We start from the raw sequence: 15090 nt of genomic DNA on the forward strand, positions 1-15090 counted from the left end.
TCACTGAGCCGCGACGGCGGGCGTGTTGAGCAACACGATCGCAGCGGTCACCAGCATGTTGACGAGGGTCAGCGGCAAGCAGAACTTCCAGCTGAAATCCATCACTTGGTCATACCGTGGGCGCGGAATCGAAGCGCGCAGCAGGATGAAGATCATGATGAAGAACGCGGTTTTCAGTGCGAACCAGATGAACGGGATCTGCGGCAGGATGCCGAACGGACCGTGCCAGCCACCGAAGAACAAGGTCACCAGCAGCGCCGAAATCAACACGATGCCGATGTACTCGCCGACGAAGAACATGCCCCATTTCATGCCGGCGTATTCAATGTGGTAACCGTCGGCCAGTTCCTGTTCCGCTTCCGGCTGGTCGAACGGGTGACGGTGAGTCACGGCCACGCCAGCGATGAAGAAGGTCAGGAAACCGAAGATCTGCGGAATGATGAACCACAGGTTCTGCGCCTGGTAGTCGACGATGTCGCGCATGTTGAACGAGCCGACCTGGATCACGATGCCCATCAGCGACAGGCCCATGAACACTTCGTACGACACGGTCTGCGCCGAGGCACGCAAGCTGCCCAGCAGGGCGAACTTGTTGTTGCTCGACCAACCGGCGAACAACACCGCGTAGACCGACAAACCGGCCATGGCGAAGAAGAACAGGATGCCGATGTTCAGGTCCGCCACGCCCCAGGTCGGGGTGATCGGGATGATCGCGAAGGCAATCAGCAGGGCGCTCATGGCGACTACCGGTGCCAGGGTAAAGATCATCTTGTCGGCGAACGGAGGCGTCCAGTCTTCCTTGAAGAACATCTTGATCATGTCGGCGGCGATCTGGAACGCGCCGAACGGACCCACACGGTTCGGACCGTAACGGTCCTGCCAGAGGGCGAGCAGACGACGCTCGACCCAGCTGAGCAGGGCGCCGCAGACCACCACGGCGAGCAGGATCACCACGGCCTTGAGGACCGCGAGGATGATGTCGATCACCTCAGGAGTGAACCAGGTCATTGAGCTGCCTCCTGCAGACCGTCAACGGATTTGCCAAAGATGGCTGGCGGAATGCCGGCGATGCCCGCAGGCAATGCCACCAGACCGGCGCCCAGTTCTTCGTTGATGCGCAGCGGCAGACGCAGGGTCTGGCCAGCCACGTTCAAGCGCAGCAGGGCACCGTCGTTGACACCGAGGCGATCGGCTTCGGACTTGGCCAGGGCAACATAGGCCGCCGGGATGCGTTCCTGGACCGGCGCGGCTTTCGAAGAGTTCTCTTCGCTGCCGAACAGGTGGAAGAACGGCACGACCTGCCAGGTACCCGGTGCCGGGTTGAACGCGCGCGGAACACTGGCGAACCAGTTCAACGAGTCGCCGGTGCTTTCGATCAGGCGGGTGCCCGGGTCGCCAGCACGGATGTGACCACCGACTTCGTCCTGGAACTTGTTCCAGGCCTGCGGCGAGTTCCAGCCCGGAGACCAGGCGAAGGGCACTTGCTGACGCGGTTCGGCGGAACCCGAGTAACCTTCCATGGAGAAGGCGAACGCGGTGTCCTTGTCCTGCGGGGTACGCGGTTCGTGCACGCTGATGTCGGCGCGCATGGCGGTACGACCGGAGTAGCGCAGCGGTTCACGGGCCAGTTTCATGCCCTTGATGCGGAACGCGGCGGACGGTGCGGCATCGACGATGCGGTTCAGGATCGAGGTGCTGGAAGCGACGGCAGCGGTGACGTGGTCCAGTTGGGTCCAGTCGATCGGCTGGTTCAGCAGGGTCGCGCGCAGGGCATGCAGCCAGCGCCAGCCTTCGTGGACCAGGATGCTCGCATCCATGTACTTCGGATCGAAAACCTGGAAGAAACGCTGGGCGCGGCCTTCCTGGCTGACCAGGGTACCGTCGCCTTCAGCAAAGCTGGCGGCTGGCAGGACCAGTTGCGCGCGATCGCTGGTGGCGGTCTTCTGGTGGTCGGCGACGATCAGCACTTTGGTCGCGCTCAGGGCAGCATCGACCTTGGCCTTGTCGGTACGGGTGTACAGATCGTTTTCCAGCACGACGATGGCGTCGGCTTTACCGTCGATGACTGCTTGCAGCGCAGCGTCGACCGACTCGCCACCGAGCATGGCCAGGCCGAGGCTGTTGGCTTCTGGCACGATCAGGCTGATGGAACCGTTCTTCTCGCGCAGCTTCAGGGCTTTGGCGATGTTCGCGGCGGCTTCGATCAGGGCTTTGGAGCCCAGGGAAGTACCGGCGATGATCAGTGGGCGCTTGGCGGCGAGCAGGGCGTCGGCAATGCGCTTGGCCAGTTCGAGGGCTTCAGCGTCCAGGCCTTCAACGGCAGGCGCGCTGGCGTCGAGGGCGTGAGCCACGGCGAAACCGATGCGGGCCAGGTCGTCTGGAGCGGCGTGTACGCACTCTTCAGCGATGTCGTCGAGCTTGGTCTCAGCCAGGCTGGCGATGAACAGCGGGTTCAGCGCGTGCTGGCCGATGTTCTTCACCGCGGCGTCGAGCCATGGCTGGACGCGCATGGCGTCGGCCATGTCTTCGGCCTTGCCCTTGACCGATTGACGCAGGGACAGGGCCATGCGCGCAGCAGTCTGGGTCAGGTCTTCGCCGAGGACGAAGATGGCGTCGTGGTCTTCGATGTCGCGCATGTTCGGTACTGGCAACGGGCTGTCTTTGAGCACTTGCAGGACCAGACGGATGCGGTCCAGCTCGGCAGCTTCGATACCCGAGTAGAAGTGCTCGGCACCGACCAGTTCGCGCAACGCGTAGTTGCTTTCGAGGCTGGCGCGTGGCGAACCGATACCGACGATGTTGCGACCGCGCAGCAGGTCGGCGGCTTTATCCAGTGCTTCGTCCAGGCTCAGCTTGGCACCATTGGCCAGCAGCGGCTGACGCGGACGGTCTTCGCGGTTGACGTAGCCATAGCCGAAACGGCCACGGTCGCACAGGAAGTACTGGTTTACCGAACCGTTGAAACGGTTTTCGATACGACGCAGTTCGCCGTAACGCTCGCCCGGGGAGATGTTGCAACCGCTGGAGCAGCCATGGCAGATGCTCGGCGAGAACTGCATGTCCCACTTGCGGTTGTAGCGCTCGGAGTGAGTCTTGTCGGTGAACACACCGGTCGGGCAGACCTCGGTGAGGTTGCCGGAGAACTCGCTTTCCAGGGTGCCGTCTTCAACGCGACCGAAGTACACGTTGTCGTGGGCGCCGAATACGCCGAGGTCGGTGCCGCCGGCGTAGTCCTTATAGAAGCGCACGCAGCGGTAGCAGGCGATGCAGCGGTTCATCTCGTGGGAAATGAACGGGCCCAGTTGCTGGTTCTGGTGGGTACGCTTGGTGAAGCGGTAACGGCGCTCGTTGTGGCCGGTCATTACCGTCATGTCTTGCAGGTGGCAGTGACCGCCTTCTTCACAGACCGGGCAGTCGTGAGGGTGGTTGGTCATCAGCCATTCGACAACACTGGCGCGGAAGGCCTTGGATTCTTCATCTTCGATGGAGATCCAGGTGTTGTCGGTGGCAGGGGTCATGCAGGACATGACGATACGACCACGGGTGTCGTTCTCGTCGGTGTACTGCTTGACCGCGCACTGGCGGCAAGCGCCAACGCTGCCAAGGGCAGGGTGCCAGCAGAAATACGGAATATCGAGGCCCAGAGACAGACATGCCTGTAACAGGTTGTCTGCCCCATCGACTTCGAGCGCTTTGCCGTCTACGTGGATAGTGGCCATGGTTCAAAGTTCTTCGTTGGCCCGGTGTCAGCGGGCGTGGCTAATGGAATCTTGTTATCCGCGCGAATCAACACAGCCGGTAAAGGCGTCATCGCACGAAAAGCGAAGGGCACGGACCCTTCGCCTTTTTTAAGCGTTTACGCGCCGACTACGATCGGCCTTGCCAGAGGCGGGACGGCGGCGCTGACAGGCGCGATACCGGCTTCGAACTCATGGCGGAAGTATTTGATTGCGCTGCCCAATGGCTCCACGGCGCCCGGTGCGTGAGCACAGAAGGTCTTGCCTGGGCCGAGGAAGCCGACCAGACCCAGCAGGGTCTCGATGTCGCCTGGCTGGCCTTCACCGTTCTCGATGGCCATCAGGAGCTTGACGCTCCATGGCAGGCCATCGCGGCACGGGGTGCAGAAACCACAGGATTCGCGGGCGAAGAACTGCTCCATGTTGCGCAGCAGGGACACCATATTGACGCTGTCGTCCACCGCCATGGCCAGGCCGGTACCCATACGGGTACCCACCTTGGCGATGCCGCCGGCGTACATTTGTGCGTCCAGGTGTTCCGGCAACAGGAAGCCGGTACCGGCGCCGCCTGGCTGCCAGGCCTTGAGCTTGAAGCCGTCGCGCATGCCGCCGGCGTAGTCTTCGAACAACTCGCGACCGGTGACGCCGAATGGCAGTTCCCACAGGCCCGGGTTCTTGACCTTGCCGGAGAAGCCCATGAGCTTGGTGCCCATGTCTTCGCTGCCTTCGCGGGCCAGGGATTTGTACCAGTCCACGCCGTCGGCAATGATCGCCGGCACGTTGCACAGGGTCTCGACGTTGTTCACGCAGGTCGGTTTGCCCCACACGCCAACGGCGGCAGGGAAGGGCGGCTTGGAGCGCGGGTTGGCGCGACGGCCTTCGAGGGAGTTGATCAGTGCGGTTTCTTCACCGCAGATGTAACGCCCGGCACCGGTGTGGACGAACAGCTCGAAATCAAAACCCGAACCCAGGATGTTCTTGCCCAACAGGCCTGCAGCCTTGGCTTCTTCCACGGCACGGTTGAGGTGCTTGGCGGCGGTGGTGTACTCGCCACGCAGGAAGATGTAGCCACGATAGGTTTTCAGCGCGCGGGCACTGATCAGCATGCCTTCGATCAGCAGATGGGGCAGTTGCTCCATCAGCATGCGGTCTTTCCAGGTGTTCGGCTCCATTTCATCCGCGTTGCACAGCAGGTAGCGGATGTTGATGGATTCGTCCTTGGGCATCAGGCCCCACTTCACGCCCGTGGGGAAGCCTGCACCGCCGCGGCCCTTGAGGCCTGCGTCTTTCACGGTCTGGACGATGTCGTCCTGGGCCATGTCGGCGAAGGCCTTGCGCGCAGCGGCGTAGCCGTTCTTGGCCTGGTACTCGTCGAGCCAGACGGCTTCGCCGTCGTCACGCAGGCGCCAGGTGAGCGGGTGAGTCTCGGCCGAACGCTTGATGCGGTTGGCTGGACCGAAGGAAGTCAGGGTCATACGTAGCCCTCGAGCAATTTGGCAACGCCTGCTGGCTGCACATCCCCGAAAGTGTCGTCGTCGATCATCAACGCCGGCGCCTTGTCGCAGTTGCCGAGGCAGCAAACCGGCAGCAGGGTGAAACGACCATCGGTGGTGGTCTGACCCAGGCCGATGCCGAGTTTGCTCTGGATTTCGCTGACCACGGATTCATGGCCGCCGATGTAGCAGACCATGCTGTCGCAGACGCGAATGATGTGGCGGCCAACCGGCTGGCGGAAGATCTGGCTATAGAATGTCGCCACGCCTTCTACGTCGCTGGCCGGGATGCCGAGGATCTCGCCGATGGCGTACAGGGCGCCATCGGGCACCCAGCCACGTTCCTTCTGGACGATCTTCAGGGCTTCGATCGACGCCGCGCGCGGGTCTTCGTAGTGATGCAACTCGTGCTCGATGGCCGAGCGCTCGGTCTCACTCAAGGTGAAACGGTCTGTCTGGATAAGCGTGCTGTTCATGCTTAGCGGTCCACGTCGGCCATAACGAAATCGATACTACCCAGGTACGCGATCAAGTCCGCGACCATGCTGCCTTTGATCACCGAAGGGATCTGCTGCAGGTGCGGGAAGCTTGGGGTACGAATCCGGGTGCGGTAGCTCATGGTGCCGCCATCGCTCGTCAGGTAATAACTGTTGATGCCCTTGGTCGCTTCGATCATCTGGAAGGATTCGTTGGCCGGCATGACCGGGCCCCACGAAACCTGCAGGAAGTGCGTGATCAAGGTTTCGATGTGCTGCAGCGTGCGCTCTTTCGGTGGCGGCGTGGTCAGCGGGTGATCCGCCTTGTACGGGCCTTCCGGCATGTTGCGCATGCACTGGTCGATGATCCGGATGCTCTGGCGCATCTCTTCGACGCGCACGATGCAACGGTCGTAGGCATCGCCATTGGCGGCCAGCGGCACTTCGAACTCGAAGTTCTCGTAGCCCGAGTACGGACGCGCCTTACGCAGGTCGAAGTCGCAACCGGTGGCACGCAGGCCGGCACCGGTGACGCCCCATTCCAGGGCTTGCTTGGTGTTGTAGTCGGCGACGCCGATGGTCCGGCCGCGCAGGATGCTGTTGTCCAGTGCGGCTTTCTGGTATTCGTCCAGGCGCTTGGGCATCCACTCGACGAAATCCTTGACCAGTTTTTCCCAGCCGCGCGGCAGGTCGTGGGCGACGCCACCGATGCGGTACCAGGCCGGGTGCAGGCGGAAACCGGTGATGGCTTCGATCACGGTGTACGCTTTCTGGCGGTCGGTGAAGGTGAAGAACACCGGGGTCATGGCGCCGACGTCCTGGATGTAGGTACCCAGGAACAGCAGGTGGCTGGTGATCCGGAAGAACTCAGCCATCATGATGCGGATGACGTCGACTTTCTCGGGCACCTTGATGCCGGCCAGCTTCTCGACCGAGAGCACGTACGGCAGGTTGTTCATCACGCCGCCGAGGTAGTCGATACGGTCGGTGTACGGGATGAAGCTGTGCCAGGACTGACGCTCGGCCATCTTCTCGGCGCCACGGTGGTGGTAACCGATGTCCGGAACGCAGTCGACGATCTCTTCACCGTCCAGCTGCAGGATGATGCGGAATGCACCGTGCGCCGAAGGGTGGTTCGGGCCGAGGTTGAGGAACATGTAGTCCTCGTTCGGGCCGGAACGCTTCATGCCCCAGTCTTCCGGCTTGAAGCGCGCGGACTCTTCCTCGAGTTGCTGCTTGGCCAGGTTCAGGGTGAACGGGTCGAACTCGGTGGCACGGGCCGGGAAGTCCTTGCGCAGCGGGTGACCTTCCCAGGTCGGCGGCATCATGATGCGCGACAGGTGCGGGTGACCTTTGAAGTCGATGCCGTACATGTCCCAGACTTCACGCTCGTACCAGTTGGCGTTCGGCCAGATGCTGGTGACGGTCGGCAGGCTGAGGTCGCTCTCGGACAAGGCGACCTTGATCATTACGTCACTATTACGCTCGATCGACATCAAGTGGTAGAACACGGAGAAGTCGACGCCGTTCGGCAGCCCTTGACGCTTGGTACGCAGACGCTCGTCCACGCCGTGCAGGTCATAGAGCATGACGTACGGCTTGGGCAGGTTGCGCAGGAAGGTCAGGACTTCGACGAGTTTGGCACGGGCAACCCAAAGCACCGGCATGCCGGTGCGGGTAGGCTGGGCGGTGAACGCCTCCGGGCCAAAACGGTTGTTCAGTTCGACGACCACATCCTGGTCGTCTGCCTTGTAAGGCGGGATGTACAGAGCACTGCCTGTAGTCATGGTTATTTTATCGCTTTCGGTCAACGTAAAGAATGAAGCCAGTGTCTCGTTCTATTAAAGAAGCAGATCTGGATCAGACTTCGTCGGGGCTGCGCAGGTTGGTGACTGCGATTCGCTGTTCGCGGCGCTTTTCCTTCTCCGAAGGCATCTCGGCGCGGTAGACGCCTTGATCACCAACGACCCAGGAAAGCGGACGACGCTCCTGTCCAATCGACTCCTGCAGCAGCATCAAACCTTGCAGGAAAGCTTCAGGACGGGGCGGGCAGCCAGGCACGTAGACGTCCACGGGCAGGAACTTGTCCACCCCTTGAACGACGGAGTAGATGTCGTACATGCCACCGGAGTTGGCGCACGAACCCATGGAGATGACCCATTTAGGTTCGAGCATTTGCTCGTAGAGACGCTGGATGATCGGCGCCATCTTGATGAAGCAGGTACCGGCGATAACCATGAAATCCGCCTGGCGCGGCGATGCCCGGATAACCTCGGCGCCAAAGCGCGCGATGTCGTGGGGCGCCGTGAAGGCGGTAGTCATTTCCACGTAGCAGCACGAAAGACCGAAGTTGTACGGCCACAGGGAGTTCTTGCGCCCCCAGTTGATCGTGCCGTTAAGCACGTCTTCGAGCTTGCCCATGAAGATGTTTTTGTGGACTTGATCTTCTAACGGATCGGAAACGGTTTCCCGCTGGCCAATCGGATACTGCTCGTTAGGAGCATCGGGGTCGATCCTGGTGAGATTGTATTGCATTGCCAAAGCCTCATTGTTTCAGCTTCGCTTGCCGCTTGCGCCGAGCTTCCGGAGCCCAGTCAAGGGCACCCACTCGGAATAGGTAGACAAGACCTGCCAACAGAATTGCTATGAAAACGAGAGCTTCGACGAATCCGGTCCAGCCGCTTTCGCGGACGGACACAGACCATGCAAAGAGAAAGAGGGCTTCGATATCGAAGATCACGAACAGCATCGCGACCAGATAGAATTTGGCTGAGAGCCGCAAGCGGGCGCCACCTGTAGGTAGCATGCCGGACTCGAACGGTTCGTTTTTGCTGCGGCCCCAGGCTTTTGACCCGAGTAGGCTGGAGACACCGAGCATGAAGGCGCAGAGGCCGCCGACGCCTAGAAGGAAAATGGCAAAGCCCCAGTTGTGGGCCATGAGTCCTGTCGCTTCGGGCATGCTGGTAATCCTTAACAGAGAGCAAAGGTCTCTGAGCTTGAAAAAGTAACAAAGCAGTGACGATATGTCGCAGCAATCAATCCCGCTGATTTTATGGCTAAACACCCAGCAAGTAAAATTCCTATAGCGAAATTATTTATAGGAATAAGGACATAGCGCGCGGTAAAAGCGCCGTAGCCCTTGCGTTGCGGGCATTAGCCGGCATTTCGGGAATTATGTTTTGTAAGGAATGTAACGAACATAGTTTTCGCTAAATGATAATCAATATTGTTTGTGCCGGTTTTTAAACTGTTTAGTGGGTTTAGGGTGGGGAAGTTGTCTTATTTGCGCATTACAGGGTTTTGTTGTGTATGGGGAATTGCGGGCAAAAAAACGCCCCGAACCAGTCGGGGCGTCAGGTGTGCAGCGCTGCGGTTAGCTTTCTATAAGGCCCGCGGCGGCTGATGTCTCAAGTGAAGCAGATCAGTGGAACTGTTCTTCTTCGGTCGAACCGGTCAGCGCGGTTACCGAAGACGAGCCACCCTGGATCACGGTGGTCATGTCGTCGAAGTAGCCGGTGCCCACTTCCTGCTGGTGAGCCACGAAGGTGTAACCCTTGGCAGCATCAGCGAACTCTTGCTCTTGCAGCTTCACGTAGGCAGTCATGTCGTTGCGGGCGTAGTCGTGCGCCAGGTTGAACATGCTGTGCCACATGTTGTGAATGCCGGCCAGGGTGATGAACTGGTGCTTGTAGCCCATGGCGGACAGTTCGCGCTGGAACTTGGCGATGGTCGCGTCGTCCAGGTTTTTCTTCCAGTTGAAGGAAGGCGAGCAGTTGTACGACAGCAGTTGGTCCGGGTATTCCTTCTTGATCGCTTCAGCGAAGCGACGGGCCTCGTCCAGGTCCGGCTTGGCAGTTTCGCACCAGATCAGGTCGGCGTACGGAGCGTAGGCCAGGCCGCGGGCGATGGCTTGATCCAGGCCGGCGCGCACCTTGTAGAAACCTTCCTGGGTACGTTCGCCAGTCACGAATGGCTGGTCGTACGGGTCGCAGTCGGAGGTCAGCAGGTCAGCGGCGTTGGCGTCGGTACGGGCCAGGATGATGGTCGGGGTACCGGCAACGTCGGCTGCCAGACGGGCAGCGGTCAGCTTCTGTACGGCTTCCTGGGTAGGAACCAGTACCTTGCCGCCCATGTGGCCGCATTTCTTCACGGAAGCCAGTTGGTCTTCGAAGTGAACGCCGGCGGCGCCTGCTTCGATCATGCTCTTCATCAGCTCGTAGGCGTTCAGTACGCCGCCGAAACCGGCTTCGGCGTCAGCCACGATTGGCGCGAAGTAGTCGATGTAGCCAGCGTCGCCCGGGTTCTTGCCGGCTTTCCACTGGATCTGGTCGGCGCGACGGAACGAGTTGTTGATGCGCTTGACCACGGTCGGTACCGAGTCAACCGGGTACAGCGACTGGTCCGGGTACATCGATTCGGCGGAGTTGTTGTCCGCAGCCACTTGCCAGCCCGACAGGTAGATTGCCTGGATACCGGCTTTGACTTGTTGTACAGCCTGGCCGCCGGTCAGGGCGCCCATGCAGTTGACGAAATCTTTCTCAGGACGGAAGGCTGGCTTGGCACCCTGGGTAACCAGGTTCCACAGCTTCTCGGCGCCCATTTTTGCAAAGGTGTGCTCAGGTTGAACCGAGCCACGCAGGCGGACGACGTCAGCAGCGGAGTAAGTGCGTGTCACGCCTTTCCAGCGCGGGTTCTCAGCCCAGTCTTTTTCGAGGGCTGCAATTTGCTGTTCGCGTGTCAGTGCCATGGGAGATAAACCTCGTCGCGTCTTTATGAAAAGTTGTTCTGCGGTGGAAAATTCCTGCGCTCGCTGACCAGAAGCTTAGGTGGTCAAGTCGGGTTCGGCGGGGATGGCGACGGGATGAACGATGGGCTCGAGGGGAAGTGAGCAGGTAAGGGCGAACTGTCGGGCGCATTCGGGCGTCGTGGGCCTTGGTGCGAACTTCAGTGTGATGCCGGGTTTACCTAAATACGCTTCCGTCCCTCGGGACAACTTCGTTCCAGTCGGCAACCTCGTCAAACACACCTTGTGGGCGGTACAGACACGAAGCGGTTCGCGGGGTAGATGCGAACATCGCCTCGAAGGCCCTTGCCAGGGCCCCTGATTAGCGGGAGCGAGGCCATCATGCCTTTGCTTTTTTGCCTCGTCAAACGTTTTGTAGTGCTTTCTTTCAGGCACTACATCTTTGGTCTAATACGACTCCTCAGTCAGTTTTCGGGGCTTTAGTCCAAAGTATCAACTTTCACCCGCAAGGTCATGTCGTTGCGGCTCTGGGTCGAGTAGCTGCGGCTCCCGCCCTGTTTGTCGGCCTGGGTCTGACCGTTGACCCCGGCCAGCAGGATCCACTCGCCCAGGCGGCCGGTGACGGTTGTGTCGGTGCTTTGCACGTTCACTACATCGGGACGTTCCTGGCTCATTCGGTCACGGTTTGTGCTGATCGACAGGTGAACGATCTCGCCAGTGACGTTGGCGGTGACGTAGAAGCCCTGGGTGACGTTGCGGTATTCGGTCTGGCTGCGCAGGTCGCCGTAGGAGTCGGTCTGGCTGCTCGTCAGCGGTACGCTTTGGCCTACCTGGATCAAAGCTGGCATGCCGTCGGTGGCCTGGACCTGCTGGATGCCACCGTCCCGGCTGTCGGTGCTGTGGCTGATGATGCGGGTCTGGCCCGGTTTGGCGCCGTTGACCGAATAACCCTGATTGCCTTGGGAGTTGTTTTCGTTGGTGTCGACGGTAATCAACAGGCGTTTGGGCGCGGTGTCGAGTTGACCGATCAAGGCCTTAAGTTCGTCGATCTTGCGCTGATCGGCATTGACGATCAGCTGATTGCCGTAGGCGCTGACCTGGCCGTCCTTGCCGATGAAATCCTGCGCCACCGGCAACATGTCGGCGCTGGTGTGGTAGTTCAGCGGCACGATTTCGGTGGCGGCCATGAGCGGTAAACTGCAGGTCACCAGCAGTGTGGTGAGCAGGGTGCGTAGGGACATATCCGTTATCTCCGCCAGCTTCAAAATGTTGATATTGCCAGTTTGTCGGCCTGGAATGTCTGTAGGAGCGAGCTTGCTCGCGAAAAACTTGATCGCGACACGTTGCTTCAGGCAGCACGCGTCATCGTTCACCTACATCGCGAGCAAGCTCGCTCCTACAGGTTTGGGTGATAGCAGTGTGTCGGCCTGGGAGGGGGCAAGTTTAATGCTAGACAACAAAACGCCCCGGCATCGCGTGATGGCGGGGCGTTTTGTGGTGTGCCTACTGGCCTCTTCGCGAGCAAGCCCGCTTCCACAGGGGAATGCATTCCAATTGTGGCAGCGGGCTTGCTCGCGAAGGCCGCGACTCGGTATCAGGCCGAATGGCGAACCATGTCCACATGCGGAATCCCTGCTTCCAGGAACTCCTCGCTGACCATGTGAAAGCCCAGGCGCTCATAGAACGCCGTGGCTTGCACCTGGGCGCTGAGCATCTGCTGCTTCAGCCCGCGCTCTTCGGCTTCGCCGATCACCGCGTGCATCAGTGCATCGCCGACTTTCAGACCGCGCCAGTCCTTGAGGACCGACACCCGGCCGACGTGACCGTCGGGCAGCAGGCGGGCGGTGCCCACGGGAAAGTCGCCTTCGAGGGCGAGGAAATGCACGGCCGTCACATCATCGGCATCCCATTCCAGCTCGGGCGGAACGGATTGCTCGGCGACGAACACCGCTTCACGAATGCGCCGGATCTCGGCGTTGTCTTTCTGCCAGTCTGCGACACGTACGTGAATCTTATTCATCGGCAAACCCCAGGCTTCCTTGCTTGACCAGTTCGCACAGCAGGCCGCGGCCGTCTTCGTCGGCCAGCCAGTCACCCAGGTTGTCGACGTGCAAGGCGTCGGCCGCGCAGATCATCTTCAACAACTCGCGCAGTTTGCCCGGCAGGTAACGGCTCTGGCCGCTGGCGAACAGCAGCAGGTCGTCATCGACTTCCGACCAGGCCAAGCGTGCGCTTGGATTGCGGATCAGCACCGCGCCTTGTTCCAGCGCGCCGAGGACGTCGTCTTCTTCGAGATCTTCCGGGCCGACCACCAGTTCCGGGTAACGCGGCTCGGTCATGAACTGGCCGAACCAGGTCAGCAGCAGGCGCTCGTCGCTCATGTGCTCGGCCAGCAGGCCTTTGAGGCGATCGAGGGCGTCGTGCTGGATCTGATGCGGATCCGCCACCGGCTGGGCGTCGGCGTCGGTGTAGCGCTCTTCGTCCGGCAGGAACTGGCTGAGGAAGTCGGTGAAGTGGGTCAGCACTTCAGCGGCGCTCGGTGCACGGAAACCGACCGAGTAGGTCAGGCAGTCATCGACGGCAACGCCGCAATGGGCCAGGCGCGGCGGCAGGTAGAGCATGTCGCCCGGTTCCAGGACCCACTCATCGGTGGCTTCGAATTCGGCGAGGATGCGCAGGTCCGCGTGTTGCAGCAGCGGGCTTTCGGAGTCGCACATCTGGCCGATTTTCCAGTTGCGCTTGCCATGGCCTTGCAGCAGGAACACGTCGTAGTTGTCGAAATGCGGGCCAACGCTGCCACCGGGGGCGGCGAAGCTGATCATCACGTCGTCGATGCGCCAGCTCGGCAGGAAGCGGAAGTTTTCCAGCAGTTCGCTGACTTCCGGCACGAACTGGTCCACGGCCTGCACCAGCAGGGTCCACTCGCGTTCCGGCAGTTTGCTGAATTCGTCTTCGGCGAACGGGCCGCGACGCAATTCCCAAGGGCGCTCGCCGTTCTCGATCACCAGACGCGATTCGACTTCTTCTTCCAGCGCCAGGCCGGCTAGTTCGTCGGCGTCGATCGGGCTTTCGAAATCGGGAATCGCCTGACGGATCAGCAACGGTTTTTTCTGCCAGTAGTCGCGCAGGAATTCGCGTGCCGTGATGCCGCCCAGAAGTTGAAGAGGAATGTCAGGATTCATGTGTAACCTATTGAAAAAAAGCACTTTTCATACGGGAATAAAAACGCCCGGCGCGGCCGGGCGTCTTAAACGGGTCTAGCGGTCGATCAGATGCGCTTGGCTTGCGCTACAGCGTTGCCAATGTAGTTGGCCGGGGTGAGCAGTTTCAGCTCGGCCTTGGCCGCGGCTGGCATGTCCAGGCCGTCGATGAAAGTCTGCAGCGCTTCAGGGCTGATGCCCTTGCCACGGGTCAATTCTTTCAGCTTTTCGTACGGGTTTTCGATGTTGTAGCGACGCATCACGGTCTGGATCGGCTCGGCCAGCACTTCCCAGCAAGCGTCCAGGTCGGCGGCAATCTTCTGCTCGTTGAGCTCCAGCTTGCTGATGCCTTTGAGGCTGGCTTCGTACGCGATCACGCTGTGGGCGAAGCCGACACCGAGGTTGCGCAGTACGGTGGAGTCGGTCAGGTCGCGCTGCCAGCGGGAGATCGGCAGTTTGCTCGCCAGGTGCTGGAACAGTGCGTTGGCAATACCCAGGTTGCCTTCGGAGTTTTCGAAGTCGATCGGGTTGACCTTGTGCGGCATGGTCGACGAGCCGATTTCGCCAGCGATGGTGCGCTGCTTGAAGTAACCCAGGGAGATGTAGCCCCAGATGTCACGGTCGAAGTCGATCAGGATGGTGTTGAAGCGCGCGATGGCGTCGAACAGCTCGGCGATGTAGTCGTGCGGTTCGATCTGCGTGGTGTACGGGTTGAAGCCCAGGCCCAGCTCGTCTTCGATGAAAGCGCGAGCGTTGGCTTCCCAGTCGATCTCAGGGTAGGCCGACAGGTGCGCGTTGTAGTTGCCCACAGCGCCGTTGATCTTGCCCAGCAGCGGTACGGCAGCGACTTGAGCGATCTGGCGCTCCAGACGGTAAACCACGTTCGCCAGCTCTTTACCCAGGGTGGTCGGCGAAGCCGGTTGACCGTGAGTGCGCGACAGCATCGGCACGTCGGCGAAACGGATGGCCAGTTCGCGGATGGCGTTGGCGGTCTGGCGCATCAGCGGCAGCATCACATCATCACGGCCTTCGCGCAGCATCAGGGCGTGGGACAGGTTGTTGATGTCCTCGCTGGTGCAGGCAAAGTGGATGAATTCGCTGACCTTGGCCAGTTCCGGCAGCTTGGCCGCCTGCTCCTTGAGCAGGTATTCGATGGCTTTTACGTCGTGGTTGGTGGTGCGCTCGATCTCTTTGACACGCTCGGCGTGCTCCAGGGAGAAGTTTTCCGCCAGGGTGTTCAGCACAGCGTTGGCTTCGGCGGAGAACGCCGGCACTTCGCTGATGGCAGGGTGAGCGGCCAGGCGCTGGAGCCAGCGCACTTCAACCAGGACGCGGGCACGGATCAGGCCGTACTCGCTGAAAATTGGGCGCAGGGCCTGGGTTTTGCCGGCGTAGCGGCCGTCAACAGGGGAAACCGCAGTGAGCGAAGAAAGCTGCATG

12 protein-coding genes are annotated in these 15090 nt (G+C 60.7%); all 12 read right to left on the reverse strand.

The annotated features are described in order from the left end of the window. Complete coding sequence (gene nuoH / locus NPS56_RS11730; RefSeq protein ID WP_274074755.1) at window positions 1–1008, reverse strand: NADH-quinone oxidoreductase subunit NuoH; 1008 nt, start codon at window positions 1006–1008, stop codon at window positions 1–3. Then, window positions 1005–3719: an NADH-quinone oxidoreductase subunit NuoG gene (gene nuoG / locus NPS56_RS11735; protein WP_274074756.1), complete on the reverse strand. Its 2715-nt coding sequence runs from the start codon at window positions 3717–3719 to the stop codon at window positions 1005–1007. The genes nuoH and nuoG overlap by 4 nt, the downstream gene beginning before the upstream one ends. Before the next feature lie 137 nt (window positions 3720–3856). Beyond that, window positions 3857–5212 (reverse strand): NADH-quinone oxidoreductase subunit NuoF, encoded by a 1356-nt coding sequence (gene nuoF, locus NPS56_RS11740; RefSeq protein ID WP_034146908.1) that lies wholly within the window; start codon window positions 5210–5212, stop codon window positions 3857–3859. Beyond that, on the reverse strand, window positions 5209–5706 hold the full coding sequence (gene nuoE, locus NPS56_RS11745; protein ID WP_008053447.1) for an NADH-quinone oxidoreductase subunit NuoE: 498 nt from the start codon (window positions 5704–5706) through the stop codon (window positions 5209–5211). Before nuoE ends, nuoF begins: the two co-directional genes overlap by 4 nt. Window positions 5707–5708: 2 nt before the next feature. Further along, entirely contained in the window at window positions 5709–7493 is a 1785-nt protein-coding gene (gene nuoC / locus NPS56_RS11750) for an NADH-quinone oxidoreductase subunit C/D (protein ID WP_274074757.1), read from the reverse strand. A gap of 73 nt (window positions 7494–7566) precedes the next feature. Further along, window positions 7567–8241, reverse strand: coding sequence for a NuoB/complex I 20 kDa subunit family protein (locus NPS56_RS11755; RefSeq protein ID WP_046037844.1), 675 nt, complete (start codon window positions 8239–8241; stop codon window positions 7567–7569). Between the two features lie 10 nt (window positions 8242–8251). Then, window positions 8252–8665 carry an NADH-quinone oxidoreductase subunit A gene (locus NPS56_RS11760; protein ID WP_007905050.1) on the reverse strand — a complete coding sequence of 138 codons (414 nt, stop codon included), beginning with the start codon at window positions 8663–8665 and terminating at the stop codon, window positions 8252–8254. A gap of 462 nt (window positions 8666–9127) precedes the next feature. Further along, window positions 9128–10453, reverse strand: a complete 1326-nt coding sequence (gene aceA, locus NPS56_RS11765) for an isocitrate lyase (RefSeq protein ID WP_007970439.1) — start codon at window positions 10451–10453, stop codon at window positions 9128–9130. Window positions 10454–10929: 476 nt separating this feature from the next. Next, a complete protein-coding gene (locus tag NPS56_RS11770) occupies window positions 10930–11691 on the reverse strand; it encodes a secretin N-terminal domain-containing protein (RefSeq protein WP_274074758.1) in 762 nt (253 codons plus the stop codon). 353 nt (window positions 11692–12044) lie between these two features. Continuing rightward, window positions 12045–12470, reverse strand: coding sequence for a GNAT family N-acetyltransferase (locus NPS56_RS11775; protein WP_032831798.1), 426 nt, complete (start codon window positions 12468–12470; stop codon window positions 12045–12047). Continuing rightward, window positions 12463–13632 carry a cupin domain-containing protein gene (locus NPS56_RS11780; protein WP_274074759.1) on the reverse strand — a complete coding sequence of 390 codons (1170 nt, stop codon included), beginning with the start codon at window positions 13630–13632 and terminating at the stop codon, window positions 12463–12465. Before NPS56_RS11780 ends, NPS56_RS11775 begins: the two co-directional genes overlap by 8 nt. A gap of 86 nt (window positions 13633–13718) precedes the next feature. After that, on the reverse strand, window positions 13719–15089 hold the full coding sequence (purB, locus tag NPS56_RS11785; RefSeq protein ID WP_007940861.1) for an adenylosuccinate lyase: 1371 nt from the start codon (window positions 15087–15089) through the stop codon (window positions 13719–13721). Between the last annotated feature and the right edge of the window lies 1 nt (window position 15090).

The organism is Pseudomonas putida (assembly GCF_028682635.1).
GTDB classification, from domain to species: domain Bacteria; phylum Pseudomonadota; class Gammaproteobacteria; order Pseudomonadales; family Pseudomonadaceae; genus Aquipseudomonas; species Aquipseudomonas putida_AE.

Excerpts from the sequence above, each read along its gene's own strand:
- nuoH (WP_274074755.1), bottom strand. The coding sequence starts at position 1,008 with ATGACCTGGTTCACTCCTGAGGTGATCGACATCATCCTCGCGGTCCTC.
- nuoG (WP_274074756.1), bottom strand. The coding sequence starts at position 3,719 with ATGGCCACTATCCACGTAGACGGCAAAGCGCTCGAAGTCGATGGGGCA.
- nuoF (WP_034146908.1), bottom strand. The coding sequence starts at position 5,212 with ATGACCCTGACTTCCTTCGGTCCAGCCAACCGCATCAAGCGTTCGGCC.
- nuoE (WP_008053447.1), bottom strand. The coding sequence starts at position 5,706 with ATGAACAGCACGCTTATCCAGACAGACCGTTTCACCTTGAGTGAGACC.
- nuoC (WP_274074757.1), bottom strand. The coding sequence starts at position 7,493 with ATGACTACAGGCAGTGCTCTGTACATCCCGCCTTACAAGGCAGACGAC.
- NPS56_RS11755 (WP_046037844.1), bottom strand. The coding sequence starts at position 8,241 with ATGCAATACAATCTCACCAGGATCGACCCCGATGCTCCTAACGAGCAG.
- NPS56_RS11760 (WP_007905050.1), bottom strand. The coding sequence starts at position 8,665 with ATGCCCGAAGCGACAGGACTCATGGCCCACAACTGGGGCTTTGCCATT.
- aceA (WP_007970439.1), bottom strand. The coding sequence starts at position 10,453 with ATGGCACTGACACGCGAACAGCAAATTGCAGCCCTCGAAAAAGACTGG.
- NPS56_RS11770 (WP_274074758.1), bottom strand. The coding sequence starts at position 11,691 with ATGTCCCTACGCACCCTGCTCACCACACTGCTGGTGACCTGCAGTTTA.
- NPS56_RS11775 (WP_032831798.1), bottom strand. The coding sequence starts at position 12,470 with ATGAATAAGATTCACGTACGTGTCGCAGACTGGCAGAAAGACAACGCC.
- NPS56_RS11780 (WP_274074759.1), bottom strand. The coding sequence starts at position 13,632 with ATGAATCCTGACATTCCTCTTCAACTTCTGGGCGGCATCACGGCACGC.
- purB (WP_007940861.1), bottom strand. The coding sequence starts at position 15,089 with ATGCAGCTTTCTTCGCTCACTGCGGTTTCCCCTGTTGACGGCCGCTAC.